Annotated in this window: 14 protein-coding genes; 5 read left to right on the top strand and 9 right to left on the bottom strand. The window is 71.8% G+C overall.

From position 1 onward, the window contains the following. Positions 1 to 371 precede the first annotated feature (371 nt). Entirely contained in the window at positions 372 to 3077 is a 2706-nt protein-coding gene (gene ppdK, locus ACWDRW_RS16470; protein ID WP_451723744.1) for a pyruvate, phosphate dikinase, read from the top strand. A 116-nt stretch (positions 3078 to 3193) separates the two neighbouring features. On the opposite strand, the gene ACWDRW_RS16465 is transcribed toward ppdK, so the two are convergent. From ACWDRW_RS16465 to ACWDRW_RS16450, 4 genes are all read right to left on the bottom strand, one after another. Beyond that, positions 3194 to 3589, bottom strand: a complete 396-nt coding sequence (locus ACWDRW_RS16465) for an LAETG motif-containing sortase-dependent surface protein (protein WP_451723742.1) — start codon at positions 3587 to 3589, stop codon at positions 3194 to 3196. A 135-nt stretch (positions 3590 to 3724) separates the two neighbouring features. After that, the gene (locus ACWDRW_RS16460) at positions 3725 to 4885 is read right to left on the bottom strand and encodes an alkaline phosphatase PhoX (RefSeq protein WP_451723740.1); all 1161 of its coding nucleotides are present in this window, start codon (positions 4883 to 4885) and stop codon (positions 3725 to 3727) included. Positions 4886 to 5025: 140 nt separating this feature from the next. Continuing rightward, positions 5026 to 6489, bottom strand: a complete 1464-nt coding sequence (locus ACWDRW_RS16455) for a sensor histidine kinase (protein WP_451723738.1) — start codon at positions 6487 to 6489, stop codon at positions 5026 to 5028. After that, positions 6486 to 7232 carry a response regulator transcription factor gene (locus ACWDRW_RS16450; protein ID WP_451723737.1) on the bottom strand — a complete coding sequence of 249 codons (747 nt, stop codon included), beginning with the start codon at positions 7230 to 7232 and terminating at the stop codon, positions 6486 to 6488. The genes ACWDRW_RS16455 and ACWDRW_RS16450 overlap by 4 nt, the downstream gene beginning before the upstream one ends. A 266-nt stretch (positions 7233 to 7498) precedes the next feature. Here ACWDRW_RS16450 and ACWDRW_RS16445 point away from each other — a divergent pair, with 266 nt between their 5' ends. The 3 genes from ACWDRW_RS16445 (at position 7499) to ACWDRW_RS16435 (ending at position 11162) form a co-directional block, all read left to right on the top strand. Further along, entirely contained in the window at positions 7499 to 8104 is a 606-nt protein-coding gene (locus tag ACWDRW_RS16445) for a carbonic anhydrase (protein ID WP_451723735.1), read from the top strand. A gap of 515 nt (positions 8105 to 8619) precedes the next feature. Further along, entirely contained in the window at positions 8620 to 10206 is a 1587-nt protein-coding gene (locus ACWDRW_RS16440) for a SulP family inorganic anion transporter (protein WP_451723948.1), read from the top strand. Between the two features lie 29 nt (positions 10207 to 10235). After that, positions 10236 to 11162 (top strand): oxidoreductase, encoded by a 927-nt coding sequence (locus ACWDRW_RS16435; RefSeq protein ID WP_451723733.1) that lies wholly within the window; start codon positions 10236 to 10238, stop codon positions 11160 to 11162. A 3-nt stretch (positions 11163 to 11165) separates the two neighbouring features. On the opposite strand, the gene ACWDRW_RS16430 is transcribed toward ACWDRW_RS16435, so the two are convergent. The 5 genes from ACWDRW_RS16430 to ACWDRW_RS16410 all read right to left on the bottom strand — a co-directional run bounded on the left by ACWDRW_RS16430 (position 11166) and on the right by ACWDRW_RS16410 (position 16887). Next, positions 11166 to 11813 carry a LysE family translocator gene (locus tag ACWDRW_RS16430; RefSeq protein WP_451723732.1) on the bottom strand — a complete coding sequence of 216 codons (648 nt, stop codon included), beginning with the start codon at positions 11811 to 11813 and terminating at the stop codon, positions 11166 to 11168. A 133-nt stretch (positions 11814 to 11946) separates the two neighbouring features. Next, positions 11947 to 12459 (bottom strand): hypothetical protein, encoded by a 513-nt coding sequence (locus ACWDRW_RS16425; protein WP_451723729.1) that lies wholly within the window; start codon positions 12457 to 12459, stop codon positions 11947 to 11949. A 272-nt stretch (positions 12460 to 12731) separates the two neighbouring features. Further along, on the bottom strand, positions 12732 to 13082 hold the full coding sequence (nirD, locus tag ACWDRW_RS16420) for a nitrite reductase small subunit NirD (RefSeq protein ID WP_451723726.1): 351 nt from the start codon (positions 13080 to 13082) through the stop codon (positions 12732 to 12734). After that, the gene (gene nirB / locus ACWDRW_RS16415; protein WP_451723725.1) at positions 13079 to 15673 is read right to left on the bottom strand and encodes a nitrite reductase large subunit NirB; all 2595 of its coding nucleotides are present in this window, start codon (positions 15671 to 15673) and stop codon (positions 13079 to 13081) included. The genes nirD and nirB overlap by 4 nt, the downstream gene beginning before the upstream one ends. After that, positions 15673 to 16887 (bottom strand): NAD(P)/FAD-dependent oxidoreductase, encoded by a 1215-nt coding sequence (locus tag ACWDRW_RS16410; RefSeq protein WP_451723723.1) that lies wholly within the window; start codon positions 16885 to 16887, stop codon positions 15673 to 15675. Before ACWDRW_RS16410 ends, nirB begins: the two co-directional genes overlap by 1 nt. A gap of 266 nt (positions 16888 to 17153) precedes the next feature. On the opposite strand from ACWDRW_RS16410, the gene ACWDRW_RS16405 reads away from it, so the two are divergent. Beyond that, the gene (locus ACWDRW_RS16405; protein ID WP_451723721.1) at positions 17154 to 17936 is read left to right on the top strand and encodes a sulfite exporter TauE/SafE family protein; all 783 of its coding nucleotides are present in this window, start codon (positions 17154 to 17156) and stop codon (positions 17934 to 17936) included. The last annotated feature ends 111 nt before the right edge of the window (positions 17937 to 18047 follow it).

Genomic DNA, 18047 nt, shown 5'->3' with positions numbered 1-18047 from the left:
TGAAATCTCGGCGCCTGTGACAGCGTGATTCTCGCCACCCTTGATAAGGGTTGCGCTCAGATGAGCGATTCTTGGGCTACTGCACTTCTCCAAGGGGTGGCACTCGGTGCCACCCCTTGATCGTTCATCGATCGAAATCAGATGTGCTTAACCAGCGCTCATCTGAGCGGAATCGTGGGTCTACAGGGGTGGATTCGTTCAAGAGGTGAACGCGTGACGGCGCGCTTCCTTGCCAAGCTTTGACTTTCGATCCCGTGGCGGACGACTGGTTACAGGCGCATGACGCACAAGTGGACGTACCCAGGCGCCTTCGATCTGGGTATGTTCCTCGCCGTCAGGGCAGCCACCGAGTCCTCGAGGAGTTGGGACCCGTGTCGGAAAACAAAAAGTTCGTTTACGACTTCACCGAGGGCAACAAGGAGCTCAAGGACCTTCTGGGCGGTAAGGGTGCGAACCTCGCCGAGATGACCAACCTGGGTCTTCCCGTACCTCCCGGCTTCACCATCACCACCGAGGCCTGCCAGGTCTACCTCGACAGCGGCGAGGAGCCGGCGGCACTGCGTGACGAGGTGAGTGCGCACCTCGACGCGCTGGAGCAGCGCATGGGCAAGAAGCTGGGCCAGGCCGACAACCCCCTCCTGGTCTCGGTCCGCTCGGGCGCCAAGTTCTCCATGCCCGGCATGATGGACACGGTCCTGAACATCGGCCTCTCCGACAAGTCGGTGAAGGGTCTCGCCGAGCAGGCGGGCGACGAGCGGTTCGCCTGGGACTCGTACCGCCGCCTCATCCAGATGTTCGGCAAGACCGTCCTCGGCGTCGACGGCGAGCTGTTCGAGGAGGCGCTGGACGCGGCGAAGGCGGCCAAGAAGGTCACGGTCGACACCGAGCTGGAGGCGGCCGACCTCAAGCGGCTCGTCACCAAGTTCAAGAAGATCGTCAAGACCGAGGCCGAGCGGGACTTCCCGCAGGACCCGCGCGAGCAGATGGACCTTGCCATCGAGGCGGTCTTCAACTCCTGGAACACCGATCGCGCCAAGCTCTACCGCCGTCAGGAGCGCATCCCCGGCGACCTGGGCACCGCGGTCAACGTCTGCTCGATGGTCTTCGGCAACCTCGGCCCGGACTCGGGCACGGGTGTGGCGTTCACGCGTGACCCCGCCAGCGGCCACCAGGGCGTGTACGGCGACTACCTGCAGAACGCCCAGGGCGAGGACGTCGTGGCGGGTATCCGCAACACGGTCCCGCTGGCGGAGCTGGAGTCGATCGACAAGAAGTCGTACGACCAGCTGATGCAGATCATGGAGACGCTGGAGAACCACTACAAGGATCTCTGCGACATCGAGTTCACCATCGAGCGCGGCCAGCTGTGGATGCTCCAGACCCGCGTCGGCAAGCGCACGGCGGGCGCCGCCTTCCGGATCGCGACCCAGCTCGTGGACCAGGGCCTCATCGACGAGGCGGAGGCGCTCCAGCGCGTCAACGGCGCCCAGCTCGCCCAGCTGATGTTCCCGAAGTTCGACGAGGACGCGAAGGTCGAGCAGGTCGGCCGGGGCATCGCCGCCTCGCCGGGCGCGGCGGTCGGCAAGGCTGTCTTCGACTCGTACACCGCGGTGAAGTGGTCGCGTTCGGGCGAGAAGGTCATTCTCGTTCGGCGTGAGACCAACCCCGACGACCTCGACGGCATGATCGCGGCCGAGGGCATCCTGACCTCGCGCGGCGGCAAGACCTCGCACGCGGCCGTGGTCGCCCGCGGCATGGGCAAGACCTGTGTCTGCGGCGCCGAGGAGCTCGAGGTCGACACCAAGCGGCGCCGGATGACGGTCCCGGGCGGGCACGTCGTGGAGGAAGGCGACCTGATCTCCATCGACGGGTCGTCCGGCAAGGTCTACCTGGGCGAGGTCCCGGTCGTGCCGTCCCCCGTCGTGGAGTACTTCGAGGGCCGGATGCACGCGGGAGCCAACGACGCCGACGAGCTGGTCGAAGCCGTGCACCGGATCATGGCCTTCGCCGACCGCAAGCGCCGGCTGCGGGTGCGCGCCAACGCGGACAACGCCGAGGACGCGCTGCGCGCCCGTCGCTTCGGCGCCCAGGGCATCGGTCTGTGCCGTACGGAGCACATGTTCCTGGGCGAGCGCCGCGAGATGGTCGAGAAGCTGATCCTCGCCGACACCGAGGCGGAGCGGGAGGCGGCCCTCTCGGAGCTGCTGCCGCTGCAGAAGAAGGACTTCGTCGAGCTGTTCTCGGCGATGGACGGCCTGCCGGTGACGGTCCGCCTGCTCGACCCGCCGCTGCACGAGTTCCTGCCCGACATCACCGAGCTGTCGGTCCGCGTGGCCCTCGCCGAGTCCCGGCAGGAGCCGCACGAGAACGAGCTGCGGCTGCTCCAGGCCGTGCACCGGCTGCACGAGCAGAACCCGATGCTGGGTCTGCGCGGCGTGCGCCTGGGTCTGGTCATCCCCGGCCTGTTCACGATGCAGGTACGGGCGATCGCGGAGGCCGCGGCGGAGCGGAAGAACGCCAAGGGCGACCCGCGCGCCGAGATCATGATCCCGCTCGTCGGCACGGTCCAGGAGCTGGAGATCGTCCGCGAGGAGGCCGACCAGGTCATCGCGGAGGTCGAGGCGGCGACCGGCACCAAGCTCAAGCTGTCGATCGGCACGATGATCGAGCTGCCGCGCGCCGCGCTGACCGCCGGTCAGATCGCGGAGGCGGCGGAGTTCTTCTCCTTCGGCACGAACGACCTCACGCAGACGGTGTGGGGCTTCAGCCGGGACGACGTGGAGGCCTCGTTCTTCACGGCCTACCTGGAGAAGGGCATCTTCGGGGTCAGCCCGTTCGAGACGATCGACAAGGACGGCGTCGGCTCGCTGGTGAAGTCGGCGGCCAAGGCGGGCCGCGAGACCCGTCCCGACCTCAAGCTCGGCGTCTGCGGCGAGCACGGCGGTGACCCGGAGTCGGTCCACTTCTTCCACGAGGTGGGTCTGGACTACGTCTCCTGCTCCCCGTTCCGCATCCCGGTCGCCCGCCTCGAAGCGGGGCGTGCGGCCACCCAGTCCGAGGGCAGCGACCACCGCTGACCTCACCGACTCCGGAGCCGCTGTGGGTCCCCGACCCTCAGTACCGATCCACGGCGGCTCCGGATCGCCAGAAAGGGGCGGCAACCCGTGCGGGGGTTGCCGCCCCTCGGCGTTGCCTACTCGGCGGCCGTCCGCCGCCTGCGGACCGCCAGCAGCACACCGCCGCCGGCGAGCACCACGACCGCGCCGCCGCCCGCGAGGTACGGGGTGGCGCTGTTGCCGCCGGTCGCGGCGAGGTCCTGGTCCTGCTCGTCGGCGGGCCCGGCCTCCTCGGCCTCCTCGCGCGGGACGAAACCCGCGGGTGGCTGGTCGCAGCCGATGCCGTCGCCGTCGCGGTCCAGGTGGCTGCCGTAGTGCTCGTCGCCCTCGGAAATGTTGGAGTACCCGTTGGCGTAGGCCTCGGAACAGTTCTCGAACGGATGAGCGCCCTCGTGGGCCTGGGCGGCTCCGGGTGCCATGACCAGCGCGAACGCGGTGACGGCTAAGGTTGCGGGCATGCGGATCCGGTTCATGGAACCCCCCTTGGTCCGGAATTGAGGTGTTGACCGTATTGAGGGGCGCCTGAGGGCGCGGCGGTTCGACGGACCTGTGATGCAAGCGTGACGTGACCGGACGGTAGCTCTCCGCTACCGTCCGGCCCTTTGAGGCTACGCCCGGAACGGGCCCGTCACCTCGTACGTGATGCCGCCCGAGGAGCTGCCGCTGGTGCCGCGCTGGCTGGAGAAGTACAGGCGGCGGCCGTCGGGGGAGAAGGCCGGGCCCGTGATCTCCGAGCCGGACTGGCCGTCGATGCGGAGGAAGGGGGCGATGACGTCGTTCGGGGTGATGACGCAGATCTCCATGTTGCCGCCGTCCTCGGCCACGAAGAGGTCGCCGGAGGAGGAGCCGGTGATGTTGTCGACGCCGGTCAGGGGGGCCGTGCCCGACGTCACCAGGGAGTCGTCGTACGCCAACTCGTAGGTGTTGTTGGTCAGGTTGAGCTGCCAGACCCGGTTGTCGCCCTTCGTGGTGAACCACACCGTGTCGTTGGCGTAGTAGCAGCCCTCGCCGCCGTTGAAGGACTTCGAGCCGGAGACCTGGGTGCGGGTGGTGGTCGGGGAGCCGTCCGGGTCGGGGACGTCGGCCCAGGTGAAGGAACCGGAGGTGGCGGATCCGGCGACCATGACCTGGAGGGTGCCGGAGGAGAGGTTGCCCCATGTGGTCGGCACGAAGCGGTAGAAGCGGCCGTTCGTCTCGTCCTCGGTCAGGTAGACGACCTTGCGCACCGGGTCGGCGGCGGCCGCCTCGTGCTTGAAGCGGCCCATCGCGTCCCGGCGCACCGCCGCGTTCACACCCCACGGGTCCGTCTCGTAGACGTACCCGAGGGACACCTCCTCGCAGGACAGCCAGGTGTTCCACGGCGTCTTCCCGCCCGCGCAGTTGGTGCGGGTGTTGGACAGGACGCGGTACGCCCCCGTGATCGCGCCGGTGGCGGAGAACTTCACCGCGCCGACCCCGCCGCCGGGGTTGATCTCCGAGTTGGAGACATAGATCCAGCCGGTGCCGTCCGCGTAACAGGCCCCGCCGTCAGGGGCGTTGTGCCAGGTGTACGACGTTCCGGGGACCGTCTGCCCGGACCGGGCGATGACCCGGCTGGTGAAGCCGCTGGGCAGCCGGATGCCGTTGGCGTCGGGTGAACCGAGCGCCCCGTACGGGCCCGTGCCGGGCTGTGCGGGCGCGGCGTACGCGGCTCCGCGCCACAGGGTTCCGCCGAAGACGGCGGAGGACCCGCCGAGGACGGCCGCACGCAGGACAGTACGACGTTCCACTCTCGCTCCAAGGGTGGAGAGGCCCCGTCGCCGGTCGGCGAACGGGGTCGTGCGGAGAGGGAGGCTAGGGCGGCGGAGTTACCGCTTCCAGGGACAGTGGGTTGACGGGTCATGGACAGGCTGTGACGGGCCCGAGAGGGTCACGCGGGAAGTGCCGGGGCCTCGCGGAGCGTTCCCGTCCTGCCGAGGGAGGGGCCGCCGGCGGAAGGGTCCGCCGAGGGCAGCCGGACCACCGCGTCGAGTCCGCCCGTCGCCGCCGTGTGCAGACTCGCCGCCCCACCGCTCGCCACCGCCAGCCGCTGGACCAGGGCGAGCCCGAGCCCCGTACCGCCCTTGGGCGCGCCGGGCGCCCGCCAGAACCGGTCGAAGGCGCGCCGGCGCTGTTCCGCCGTCATGCCGGGTCCTTCGTCGGTGACGTGCAGGTCGACCCAGCACGGGCGGCTGTCGCGCAGCGCGCGCTTGGCGGGCACGTGCAGCCGCAGTTCGATGGTCACCGTGCTGTCGGCGGGGGAGACCCGCAGGGCGTTGGAGAGCAGGTTGTCGAGGATCTGCTCGACCGCCCCCGGCACCGCGAGCACCGGGCCCACGCTCCCCGCGAACAGCACCAGGGCCACGCCCTCGCGCTCGAACAACGGCAGCCAGGTCCGGTGCCGTTCCGCGCAGAACGCGCCCACGTCGACCGGTCCCGGGGTGGCCGCGTCCTCCTCGAGGCGGGCCATCGCCAGCAGCCCCTCGACCATCCGCGCGAGCCGGTCGGTCTCGGTCACCGCGGCGGCGAGGCTGCCCCGGCCGGGCCCGCACACGTCGGGCTCCAGGTTCTCCAGGCGCAGCCGCAGCGCCGCGAGCGGGGTCTTGAGCTGGTGCGAGGCCTCGCCCGCGAACGCGTGCTGGGAGGCCAGCAGATGGGCCAGTCGGGCGGCGGTACGGTTGAACGCCGCCGCCAGCCTGCGCACTTCCGGCGGGCCCTTGGTGTCCGGTACGGGCGCGGCCAGGCCGCCGTCCGCCAACTCCTGGGTGGCGCGCTCCAGTTCGCGGATGGGGCGGCCCGCCCAGCGGGCGAGGCCCAGGCCGGCCACGGCGACCGCGGTGAACACGCCGAGCCCGCAGCCGCCGAGGAGCAGCCACGCCCGCGCGGCCCGCTCCCGTACCGTCCGCGCGGGCACGGTCAGCCACACGGCACCCCGCCGGGCGACGGGCACCGTGACGGACAGCTGCTCCGCCCCGCCCACGACGGCCGTACCCACGCCCGTCACGGCCTCGCCCCTGAGGGCCGCCGCGATGCCGGGGCGCTCGGGAAGGGCGCGGGCGGCCCGGCGGGACAGCGGGTGCGAGGTGGCCAGCACCGCGCCCGAACCGTCGACGATCACCACCTTCCCGCCGACGCGTTCGGCGCCGACGACCGCGCGTTCCGGCAGATCCCGCCCGGCCCGGTCGGTGGCCAGGGACAGCGCGGCGTACGCCGCGGCCGACTCGGCCTCGTCGCGTGCCGCGTCGGCCACCCGGGCCCGTTCGCCGGCCGTGTAGAGGAAGCCGAGCGGGATCTCCAGGCAGAGCAGCACCAGGGCGGCCAGGCAGAGGTAGCCGGCCAGCAGACGACGGGTCATGAGGAGTCCACCCGCTGCGGCCCCGGCTCGGCCTGCACCGCGAGCCGGAAGCCGACTCCGCGCAGGGTCTGGATCCACGCGGGGTGGCCCAGTTTCCGGCGCAGCGCGGCCACATGGACGTCCAGCGTCTTCGTCGGCCCCTCGTAGTGCGGGTCCCACACCCGGTCGAGGATCTGCTGGCGGGAGTACACCGCACCCGGATCCTCGGTGAGCAGCGCGAGCAGCTCGAACTCCTTGGGGGTCAGGGGCACCGGCACGTCGCCGACCCAGACCTGGCGGGTACGGCGGTCGACGACCAGCGGCCCTGGTTCGTACGGTGGCCCGGGCGCGGGTTCGTCCGGGACGGAGGCGGTCAGCACGGGTGCCGCCGCCTCGGGCGCGGGGGTGCGCAGGGTGCGCCGGGTCACCGCCCGTACCCGCGCCACCAACTCCCGCACGCTGAAAGGCTTCGCCAGATAGTCGTCGGCGCCCAGCTCCAGGCCGAGCACCCGGTCGGCCTCCTCGCCGCGCGCGCTGAGGATGACGATGGGGACGTCGGAGACCTGCCGGATGCCCCGGCAGACGTCGATGCCGTCCATGTCCGGCAGCCCCAGGTCGAGCAGGACGACATCGCCGTACGGACCTCTCAGACCCTCGGTGCCGGTGGCGACGTGATCGACCGTCAGCCCGAAGTGCCCGAGCCCTTCTCTGAGCGGCTCGGCGATCGTCTCGTCGTCCTCGATGAGCAGCACTCGTATGCCCATGCGTCCTGTCTCTCCGTGAATTTCCGGACAACACGAATGACGTGTCGTGGAGTTGCCAACCTACAAGCAGTCTCAATGCCGCGTCGCGGAAAAGCGACCGGGTGTGACGAGCCGCTCAGAAAGCGATTTCTCGGAATTATGGACACGGGTTTCGGGCAAAGAATGTCCGCTTCCTGGCCGGGCGCTGGTGTTCCTTTAACCTTCGTCTGGTGTACACCCCTCTACGGTGTGGTCATCTGGCCGAACTCCCTTCACAGGAGGCACCGTTGAAGGCATTGTTGGACCGTGCTCGCGCGTTCGGGCGGCGGGTCGATTTCGAGAGCGACGAATACCGGAAACTGGCCGACGGGCAATATCCCGAGGCGCTCGTCATCAGTTGCTCGGACTCCCGGGTCATACCCGCCCTGATCACCGGCGCCCGGCCCGGGGAGATATTCGAGCTGCGGAACGCGGGCAATATCGTGCCCGCGTACGGGCGGCCCGGCGCCTCCGGCGAGGTGGCTACCGTCGAGTACGCGCTCGAGGTGCTCGGGGTTCAGGACGTGGTCGTGTGCGGTCACTCACACTGCGGGGCGATGAGCGCGCTCCTCTCCGGCGACGACCTGTCCGCGCTGCCCGGGGTGGACGCCTGGCTGGAGTCGGCCCGCCCGGGCCTGGCCGACGTGCTCACGACCGATGGCGCCGAGCCGTCGCTGTCCGACGTGGCCCAGCGCAACGTCGTCAACCAGCTCGCCGCGCTGCGCAGTCACCCGATGGTCCGGCGGCGCCTGACGGAGGGCGATCTGCGCCTGCACGGCTGGTACTACGAGGTCGACACCGGCCGGGTGCACGAACTGGGCGCCGACGACCGCTTCCGGGTGCACGCCGGATGAGCGGGGCGCATGCGCGAAAACGCGGGGCGGGGCGGGCCGTACCGTCCGGGCGGGGCGGGGGCGCGGGGCGGTCGGGCGGTGGGCCCTGGTCCGGGGGCGGGCTACCGGCCGGGGACGGGTCCTGGTCCGGGGACGGGCCCCGGTCGGGGGACGGCCTACCGGCCGGGGATGGGCAACTTGCTGGGGATGGGCCCTGGTCCGGGGGCGGGCTACCGGCTGGGGAGGGGCCCTGGTCCGGGGACGGGCTACCGGCTGGGGACGGGCCGGGGGCGGCGGCTCATGACGGGAGTTCCGGGGCCGCCGCGCGGGCTGGGGGCGCGGGGCGTGTGGGCGGTGGGCCAGCGGCTGGGTACGGGCCGCGGGCGGCGGCTCACGACGGGAGCCCCGGGAGCTCCGGGCGGGCCGGAAGCCGGGCGCGGAAGGGAGCCGGCCCCCCGGCCGGAGCGGCGTCGCGGGCCGGAAAGGCGTCGCGGGCCGACGGCGGCACCGGGGCGAAGGCGCCTCTCCTCACCGAGATCACCGCCTCCCTCGTCGTCTTCCTCGTCGCGCTGCCGCTGTGTATCGGGGTGGCCGTCGCCTCCGGTGTCCCGGCCGAGCTCGGGATCGTCTCGGGGGTCGTCGGCGGACTGGTGGTGGGCGCGATCCGGGGCAGCACGCTCCAGGTCAGCGGGCCCGCCGCAGGACTCGCCGCGCTCGTCGCGGAGACCGTCGCGGAGCACGGAGTGGCCGCGCTCGGCGTCATCGTGCTGTTCACCGGCATCCTCCAGATCGTCCTCGGCCTGGTCCGGCTCGGCCGGATGTTCCAGGCGATCTCGCTCTCCGTCGTCCAGGGCATGCTGGCCGGCATCGGACTACCGCTGATGATCAGCCAGGTCTATCCGATGGCCGACGCCAAGGCACCCGGCACCCCCGTCGAGAACATGGCGGGACTCCCCGGTCTGCTGTCCGGTGTCCTGACGGACCGGCAGGCGCTGACCGCAGCCGGGCTCGGAGTCCTCACCATCGCGCTCAGCTTCCTCTGGAAGAAGGTGCCCGGCCCGGCCGGGAAGATCCCGGCCGCGCTGGTCGCCGTAGGTCTGGGCTGCGCGGTCGCCGCGCTGCCCGGCGTAGCGGTGAAGACGCTCCAGGTCGGCGATCTGGCCGCCGCCGTACAGCTGCCCGGACCCGAGCAGTTCGCGGGTCTCGCCGACGCGGCGATCATCACCTCGATTCTGACCTTCACGGTCATCGCCTCGGCGGAGAGCCTGTTCACCGCGGCGGCCGTGGACCGCATGCACAGCGGTCCGCGCACGCGTTACAACACCGAACTCATCGCCCAGGGCACCGGAAACACCGTGGCGGGCCTGCTGGGCGCGCTGCCCGTCACCGCCGTGGTCGCCCGCAGTTCGGCGAACGTGCAGGCCGGCGCGCGCACCCGGCTCTCCCGCACCCTGCACGGCCTGTGGCTGCTCGCCTTCGCGCTGCTGCTGCCCCAGGTGCTCGCGCTGATCCCGATCTCGGTGCTCGCCGGAGTGCTGGTGCACAGCGGCTGGAAGCTGTTCGCGCCCGACGAGTTCCCGAAGATGTGGCGGCAGGACCGCGGCGAGTTCGTCGTGATGTCCGTGACCACGCTGGTGATCGTGGCGACCGCGCTGCTGGAGGGCGTCATCATCGGGCTGGTCGCCGGCATCGTGCTGGCCGCGCTGCGCATGTCGCAGACGGTGATCCGGCAGCAGCTGGCGGAGGACACCGCCAGGGTCGTCATGGCGGGCAACGCCACCTTCCTCCGGCTGCCCCGGCTGATCGAGGCCCTGGAGGCCGCCGCCGGGTCGGGCAAGCCGAGGATCCGGCTCGATCTGACCGCGGTGACCCATCTGGACCACGCCTGCCGCAGCCAGGTGGAGGAGTTCACCGCTCAGCAGCGGGCTCGGGGACTGCGGGTGGAGCTGTTGATGCCGGGCCCGCCGAAGGGCCCGGGCGCGACGCCGGGGCCCGGCTCGCCGGAGGGCTTGGGCACGGCTCCGCGGCCCGGCCCGCTCCCGGGTCCCGGCGCCGAATGGTTCTACCTGGACACCCGGCCCCTCCCGGACGGGTACGCGGAGCGCACCCCGCTCGTAGGCTGAGCCGGAGCCCACAGCGGAGGGAGCCCGTCATGGCCGGTTGGCGCGCCGAGGACATCCCCGACCAGAGTGGACGCGTCGCCGTGGTCACCGGCGCCAACAGCGGCATCGGGTACGTCACCGCGCGCGAACTGGCCCGCAAGGGCGCCACGGTGGTGCTCGCCTGCCGCAGTGAGCGGCGCGGTCACGAGGCCGGGGACCGGATGGTGACCGAAGCGCCGGGCGTGGAGGTGGAGTTCGCGCGGCTGGACCTCGCCGACCTCGGGTCCGTGCGGGAGTTCGCCGAGTCCTTTCCGCACGAACGGCTCGACCTGCTCGTCAACAACGCCGGGGTGATGGCCCTGCCGTACGGCACGACCGTGGACGGCTTCGAGCGGCAGTTCGGCGTCAACCACCTGGGGCACTTCGCCCTCACGGGACTGCTGCTGCCGGTGCTGCTGCGCTCGCCCGGGGCGCGGGTGGTGACCGTGTCCAGCCTGATGCACCTCGTGGCCACCATCGATCCGGCTGATCTCAACAGCGAGCGCCGCTACCGGCGTTGGACCGCCTACAGCCGGTCCAAGACCGCCAACCTGCTCTTCACCCACGAACTGGCGCGCAGGCTGGCGGCGCACGACGCGGACGTGGTGGCCGCCGCGGCCCACCCCGGGTACGCGGCCACCAACCTCCAGGCCGAAGGGCCGCGCATGGCGGGCCGGCGGCTCGTGGAGCGGGTCATGGGGATCGGCAACCGGGTCGTCGCCCAGAGCGCCGAGGCCGGCGCCCTGCCCACGCTGTACGCGGCCACCGCGCCCGACGTCGGGCCCGACTCCTTCACCGGCCCGTCCCTCGCGGGGTGGCGCGGCGCGCCGGCACCGTCCTGGCGGGCGCCCTGGGCGGCCGACGACGCGATGGGGCGACGCCTCTGGGAGGCCTCCGAGCGGCTGACCGGTGTGTCGTACGACGGGCTGAAAGACTGACCGTCAGTCCTTGCGGCCCGTCACGGCGACCGTGACCCCGAGCCCGATCATGCTGATCCCACCGACCCCGCCCACCGCCGAGAGGCGGCGCGGGGAGCGGGCGAACCAGCCCCGGGCGGTCGCCGCGGCCAGGCCCCAGACGCTGTCCGAGGCGAGCGCGATGACGTTGAAGACCATGCCGAGCAGCAGCATCTGGGCCGCGGTGTGCCCCACGCCGGGGTCCACGAACTGGGGCAGCACCGCGGCGAAGAACACGATGGTCTTGGGGTTGCTCACGCCGACCGCGAACCCTTCCCAGAAGGTCCGCAGTCCGCCCTGCGCCGCAGCCTGCGACACATCGTCGGCGAAGGCGTTCCGCAGCGCACCGCGCTCCCGCCACGCCCTGATCCCCAGGTATACGAGGTAGGCGGCACCGGCGAGCTTCAGCGCCGTGAACACCAGCACGGAGCGCTCCACGACCGAGCCGACCCCGAACGCCACGGCCAGGACCAGCACATAGGCGCCGGCGGTGTTCCCCGCCACCGTCATCAGAGCGGCCCGGCGGCCCTGGGCGAGCGCCCGCCCGACGACGAACAGCACGCTGGGCCCGGGGACCACGATCAGCAGGAACGACATGGCCGCGAAGGCGAGAAGACGGTCGGTGGACACCATGCCGCCATGGAAGCAGCCGCGCCCCCGTGCCGCGAGCGAATTCTCGGGCGGAGTGGCCGAAGCGGTCGCCGCCCGCCTCGCGCGCCCACCGTCCCGCGAGCCGGACCGCGCCCGGATCGGTCGAGAAGGACTGTCAGCGGGAGCAACCTGTCGACACGCGGACCTTGTTGGACCAGGTGTTGGTGGCGACGTCCAGCGCCATCAGTGTGGAGTCCTTGCCGTACCCGTAGGCCGTGCAGTCCAGCAGACCGGTCGTGACGTCGAAGGCGCCGCCGCGGCGGCCGGTCTGCCACTGGGCGGTGGTGGACCTCGCCCAGGACGGCACGCCCGGGATGCCGCCGTCCCGGTAGAGGGCCATCCTGACCTCGCCGCCGAGGGTGAAGCTCTGGCCGTGCAGGTCGATGCCGTAAACCCCGATCCGGCTGTCCCGGCGGGTGGCCCAGGTGGAGGGGGCGTAGCCGTAGGCCTTGCCCTCCAGAGCCTGGCCGGAGGCCGCGGAGGTGGGTGCCACGGCCTTCTTCCGCGTCTCTCCACCGCCCGGGTCCCCGTCCGAGCCGCAGCCCGTGGCGGTGGCGAGCGTCGCGGCGGTGAGGAGGGCGGCGAGGCCGAGTGTCGTGGCCCGGCGGTATGTGCGTGCGATGCGCATGATCGTCCCCCGATGTCCGTCGGCCGCGACCCTGGTGGGCGGCCGGCATCCCCAGGGACAGCGGGCCCCGGCCTGCGAGTTCCCGGCGCACGGGGGGCCGGGGCGCGCGGGGTGGTGCGGGGGCCTCGGGGCGTAGCGGGCCGGGCGTCGCGAGGGCCAGGTCGAGAGGGGTGGTACGGCCGTCGCCGCGCGCCGGGACGTATCCGGAATCGCGCTCGGGGGGAACGGCGAAGGGCCCGGCCGGAGTGTTCCGGCCGGGCCCGATGCGGTACTCAGGCCGTGCGGACCGCGTACGTCGCCACCCGCACCGACTCGTCGTCCAGGCACTGCCCGGAGGCGAGGTCGAACCGCTGCTTCAGCAGGGGCGAGGCCACGAACGGGCGGCCCTGGTAGGAGCCGGTCAGCCCGCGGGAGAGGACCCCGGCGCCGCTGAACGGATCCCGGTTGTCGATGGCGTACAGCGTGCCGGCGCGGTCGCGGAACAGGGCCACCTGGCCGCCGTCCGGGAGCAGGGCCGCCACTCCGCGCCCGGGGAGCAGCTGCTTCAGGTCGCAGACGGTGAACCAGTCGTCGGCGAGCTGGAGTTGGACCTTGAGGTCGGTCGTCTCGGGCGCCAGGGTCATCGCTGGGTGCTCCCTTCCAGGGGACGGTGGCCGATGGTCAGCAGCGGCAGGTCGGGCTTGATCTGGTTGCGCTCGGGGACGAAGCCGACGACCGGGTCGGGGGTGTCGGGGGCGTTCACGAAGGACACGAACCGGGCCAGCTTCTCGGGGTCGTTGATGGTCTCGGCCCACTCGTCGCGGTAGTGGTCGACATGGGCGGCCATCAGGGACTCCAGCTCCTCGCAGATGCCGAGGGAGTCCTCCACCACCACGTCCCGCACATGGTCCAGGCCGCCCGGGATCCGCTCCAGCCAGGTCGAGGTGCGCTCCAGGCGATCGGCGGTGCGGATGTAGAACATCAGGAACCGGTCGATCAGCCTGATAAGTTCGGCGTCCGTGAGGTCCTGGGCGAGCAGGTCCGCGTGGCGCGGGGTGGCACCGCCGTTGCCGCCGACGTAGAGGTTCCAGCCGTTGGCGGTGGCGATCACGCCGAAGTCCTTGGACTGGGCCTCGGCGCACTCGCGCTGGCAGCCGGAGACCGCCGACTTCAGCTTGTGCGGGGAGCGCAGTCCCCGGTAGCGCAGCTCCAGGTCGATCGCCATCCGGACGGAGTCCTGGACGCCGTAGCGGCACCAGGTCTGGCCGACGCAGGACTTCACCGTGCGCAGCGATTTGCCGTACGCGTGGCCGGACTCGAAGCCGGCGTCCACCAACCGAGCCCAGATGAGGGGGAGCTGTTCGACGCGGGCGCCGAACATGTCGATCCGCTGGCCGCCGGTGATCTTGGTGTAGAGGCCGAAGTCGCGGGCGATCTCGCCGATCACGATCAGGCCCTCGGGAGTGACCTCACCGCCGGGGATACGCGGTACGACCGAGTAGGAGCCGTTCTTCTGGAGGTTGGCGAGGAAGTGGTCGTTGCTGTCCTGCAGCGCCGCCTGCTCGCCGTCCAGGACGTAGCCGCTCGCGCCGATGGTCGGGGCGAGGGAGGCGATGATCGAACCCACCGCGGGCTTGCAGATCTCGCAGCCGTCGCCGCCCCGGGCGCCGTCGCGTCCGTACCGGTCGAGCAGGTCCTGGTAGCTGTTGATGCGCAGGGCGAGGACGATCTCGTAGAGCTCCTCGCGGGTCTGCCCGAAGCAACCGCACAGGCCCTTGTCGACCTCGACGCCGCTCGCCTCCAGCTCGGCGTTGACCAGTTGGCCGAGGACCTTGACACAACTGCCGCAGCCGGTACCGGCCTTGGTGCACTTCTTGACCTCGGGCACCGTGGTGCACTGGTGCTCGGTGACCGCGCCGCGGATCGTGCCCTTGGTGACGTTGTGGCAGGAGCAGATGACCGCCTCGTCGGGCAGCGCGGACGGGCCGAGCTGGGCCGGGGCGCCGGCGCCCGCGGGCAGCACCAGGGACTCGGGGGAGATCGGCGGGACCGAGCCGGTGAAAGCGCGCAGCGTGCCGTACGACTCCGCGTCGCCGACCAGGATGCCGCCGAGCAGGGTGCCGTCGCGGCCGATGACCAGCTTCTTGTACAGGCCCGCGCGGGAGTCGGAGTAGACGACGTCCAGGCAGTCCTCGGTGGTGCCGTGGGCGTCACCGAAGGAGGCCACGTCCACGCCGAGCAGCTTGAGCTTGGTCGACAGGTCGGCGCCGGTGAAGGCGGCCTCGTCGGCGGCGATGGTCGCGGCGGCCGTCTCGGCCTGCTCGTAACCGGGCGCCACCAGGCCGTACACCCGGCCGTCGGAGGCCAGCGCGCACTCGCCGATCGCGAAGACATGGGGGTCGTTGACCGTACGGCACTGCTCGTCGACGGCGATGCCGCCGCGCTCGCCGACCTGGAGGCCGCAGTCCCGGGCCAGTTGGTCCCTCGGCCGGACGCCGGCGCTGAACACGACCAGGTCCGTGGCGAGTTCGGAGCCGTCGGAGAGCTTCATGCCGGTGACGGCACCCGTGTCGTCGACGACGATCTCCTGCGTGCCGACGCCCGTGTGGACGGACAGGCCCATCTCCTCGATGGTCCGCAGCAGCGCAGCGCCGCCGCCCTCGTCGACCTGCACGGGCATCAGCCGGGGCGCGAACTCCACGATGTGGGAGGTCAGTCCGAGGCCCTTCAGGGCACCGGCCGCCTCGAGGCCGAGGAGACCGCCGCCGACCACGGCACCGGTCGTCGCCGTCTTCGCGTACTCCTCGATCGCCAGCAGGTCCTCGATCGTGCGGTACACGAAGCAGCCGGTGGCGTCCTTGTTCGGGACCGGCGGCACGAAGGGGAAGGAGCCGGTGGCGAGGACCAGGATGTCGTAGTCGAAGACCTGCCCGGACCGGGCCGTGACCCTCCTCGCCTCGCGGTCGACCGAGAGAGCCGGGTCGCCGATGTGGAGCTCGATGGCGTGCTTCTCGATGAACTCCATGTCGGTCATGGACAGGTCGTCGGGCGTCTTGCCCGAGAAGTACGAGGTGAGCGCCACGCGGTCGTAAGCGGGACGCGGCTCCTCGCACAGCACGACCACGCGGTGGGTGGCGGTCAGGCCGCGTTCGGCGAGCGCCTCGAGGAAGCGCTGGCCGACCATGCCGTGGCCGACGAGCACGATCGTGGGGGTGGCCCCCGGGGTGGCGGTCATCAGGAGCCTCCGTCGTTGGTGAGCAGATGGAGCAGGGGGGCGCCGTTCGTGGGGAGCGGCTCTGCTCCCTCCCAGGCGCGGGCGAGCGCGCCGACGGTGCCGAGTTCACCGACGAGCACCCCGCCGACCACGCGGTCGTCGCGGACGACGACCTTGCGGTAGGTGCCGCGGGTGGCGTCGGTGAGCTGGACGACGTCGTCGCCCGGGAGCGCCTCGGTCTCGCCGAACGCGGCGAGGTCGAAGGCGGTGTTGCCGTGCAGCGTCAGCCGGGTCAGCGTCCGGGTGCCGGTGTAGCGGGCGGCCGGGTCCCCGGCGAGCGACTCGGCGAGCGCGTCGGCCTGTTCGAGCGCCGGGGTGGCGAGGCCGTAGAGCGTGCCGTCGTGCTGGGCGCAGTCGCCGATGGCCCGGATGTGCGGGTCGGAGGTGCGCAGCTCGTCGTCGACCAGGACGCCCTTGTGCACGGCGAGCCCGGCCTCCTTGGCGAGCCCCACGCGCGGGTGCACCCCGCAGGCCAGCACCACGAGGTCGGCGTCGAGGGCGTAGCCGTCGGCCATCTCCACCGAGCGGACCGCGCCGCCGACGCAGCGCACGTCGCGCACCCGGCACTCGGTGTGCACCTCGACGCCGAGGTCCTTCAGGTGCCGCAGCACCAGCTTCGAGGCGCCCGGGTCGAGCTGACGCTCCATGAGCCGCTCGGACTGCTGGGCGAGCACGACCTGCGCTCCCCGGACGGCCAGCGCCCGGGCGGCGGAGACGCCGAGCAGCCCGCCGCCGATGACGACCGCGCGCACCCCCGGCCGTACCGCCTTGGACAGGCCCAGGCAGTCGTCCATGGTGCGGAACGCGTGCACGCCCTCGGGCAGGACGTGGTCGGGTGTGAACAGACCGCGCAGCGGTGGCAGCACCGGGTTGGAGCCGGTGGCCAGGACCAGCGTGTCGTATGCGATCTTCGAGCCGTCGGCGCACTCGACGACGCGGCCCTCCCGGTCGATGCCGGTGGCCCGGGTCCGCAGCAGCCCGTCCGGGGAGGGCAGCGCGATCACCTCGGGGGCGTACCGCCCGGCCAGCACCTCGGCGAGCAGGACCCGGTTGTACGGCCGGTGCTCCTCCTCGCCGATCAGCAGCGCGGGCGTGCCGAGCTCACCGAGCCGCCGGGCGAGCCGTACGCCCGCGAGGCCGGCGCCGATCACCACCACACGCGTATTCGAGGTCATGCCACTGAGCGTGCGGTGCGGGTGTTACCCGACCGCATCGCATCTGTTTCACGCGGGGAACTCTGCCCTCAGCGGGGGCGCCGGTGGCCTGTGAGGGTTCCCCGGCTCAGGGAGCGGCGGCCTGTGAGGGTTCCCCGGTCCGGGGGGCCGCGGCCTGTGAGGGTTCCCCGGTCCGGGCGGAGGCCGCTGGTGAGAGCCGGGCCGGAACCTCAGAAAGCCCTCAGTTGGATGGACGCGGCATGTATCCCGTCCCTAGGGTCGCGATCATGCCCGACATATCGCTGACCATGATCGTCGTCCTCTGTCTCGCGGCCTTCGCCGCGGGCTGGATCGACGCCGTGGTCGGCGGCGGCGGACTCCTGCTGCTCCCCGCCCTGCTGCTGGGCCTGCCCGCGAACACGCCCGCCGCCTACGCGCTCGGCACCAACAAGGCGGTCGCGATCGTCGGCACCTCGGGCGCCGCGGTGACCTACGCCCGCAAGGCTCCCGTGGACGTCCGGATCGCCGTCCGCATCGGGCTGGCGGCGCTGGCCGGCTCATCGGGCGGGGCCTTCCTGGCCGCCGGGATGAGCACCGAGGTGCTCAAGCCGGTGATCATGGTGGTGTTGCTCGCGGTCGCCGCCTTCGTGATCCTGCGCCCCGCCTTCGGCACCGCCCCGGCGACCGGCCCGGCCACCCGCCGCCAGATCCTCACCGCGATCGCCCTGGCGGGCCTCGGCATCGGTTTCTACGACGGCCTGATCGGCCCCGGCACCGGTACGTTCCTGATCCTGGCGCTCACCGCGACCCTCTCCTTCGACCTGGTCACCGCTTCCGCCACCGCCAAGATCGTCAACTGTTGCACCAACTTCGGCGCCCTCGCCACCTTCGCCTGGCAGGGCACGGTCCTGTGGCAGCTGGCCGCCCTCATGGCGTGCTTCAACCTGGGCGGCGGCACCCTCGGCGCCCACACGGCCCTGAAGAAGGGCAGCGGCTTCGTCCGGGTCGTGCTGCTGACGGTGGTGTTCGCGCTGGTGGCGAACATGGCTTACGAGCAGTGGCTGGCCTAGTGCCGCGTCAGGCAAGGTTTGCCCGTCAAGGAGCGGCGTCCGGTGCGTGCTCTCGGCGTGCCGGGTGCAAGCCCTCGTACTGGATGTACTTGGGCTTGTGCCCGGTGCGGC

This window comes from Streptomyces sp. NPDC003635 (assembly GCF_053587635.1).
The sequence above is the reverse complement of the archived record's forward strand: the minus strand, read 5'-3'. Positions and strand labels throughout refer to the sequence as shown.

Coding starts and splice junctions, on each gene's coding strand:
- ACWDRW_RS16465 (WP_451723742.1), bottom strand. CDS start 3,589: ATGAACCGGATCCGCATGCCCGCAACCTTAGCCGTCACCGCGTTCGCG.
- ACWDRW_RS16455 (WP_451723738.1), bottom strand. CDS start 6,489: ATGACCCGTCGTCTGCTGGCCGGCTACCTCTGCCTGGCCGCCCTGGTG.
- ACWDRW_RS16450 (WP_451723737.1), bottom strand. CDS start 7,232: ATGGGCATACGAGTGCTGCTCATCGAGGACGACGAGACGATCGCCGAG.
- ACWDRW_RS16435 (WP_451723733.1), top strand. CDS start 10,236: ATGGCCGGTTGGCGCGCCGAGGACATCCCCGACCAGAGTGGACGCGTC.
- ACWDRW_RS16430 (WP_451723732.1), bottom strand. CDS start 11,813: ATGGTGTCCACCGACCGTCTTCTCGCCTTCGCGGCCATGTCGTTCCTG.
- ACWDRW_RS16425 (WP_451723729.1), bottom strand. CDS start 12,459: ATGCGCATCGCACGCACATACCGCCGGGCCACGACACTCGGCCTCGCC.
- nirD (WP_451723726.1), bottom strand. CDS start 13,082: ATGACCCTGGCGCCCGAGACGACCGACCTCAAGGTCCAACTCCAGCTC.
- nirB (WP_451723725.1), bottom strand. CDS start 15,673: ATGACCGCCACCCCGGGGGCCACCCCCACGATCGTGCTCGTCGGCCAC.
- ACWDRW_RS16410 (WP_451723723.1), bottom strand. CDS start 16,887: ATGACCTCGAATACGCGTGTGGTGGTGATCGGCGCCGGCCTCGCGGGC.
- ACWDRW_RS16405 (WP_451723721.1), top strand. CDS start 17,154: ATGCCCGACATATCGCTGACCATGATCGTCGTCCTCTGTCTCGCGGCC.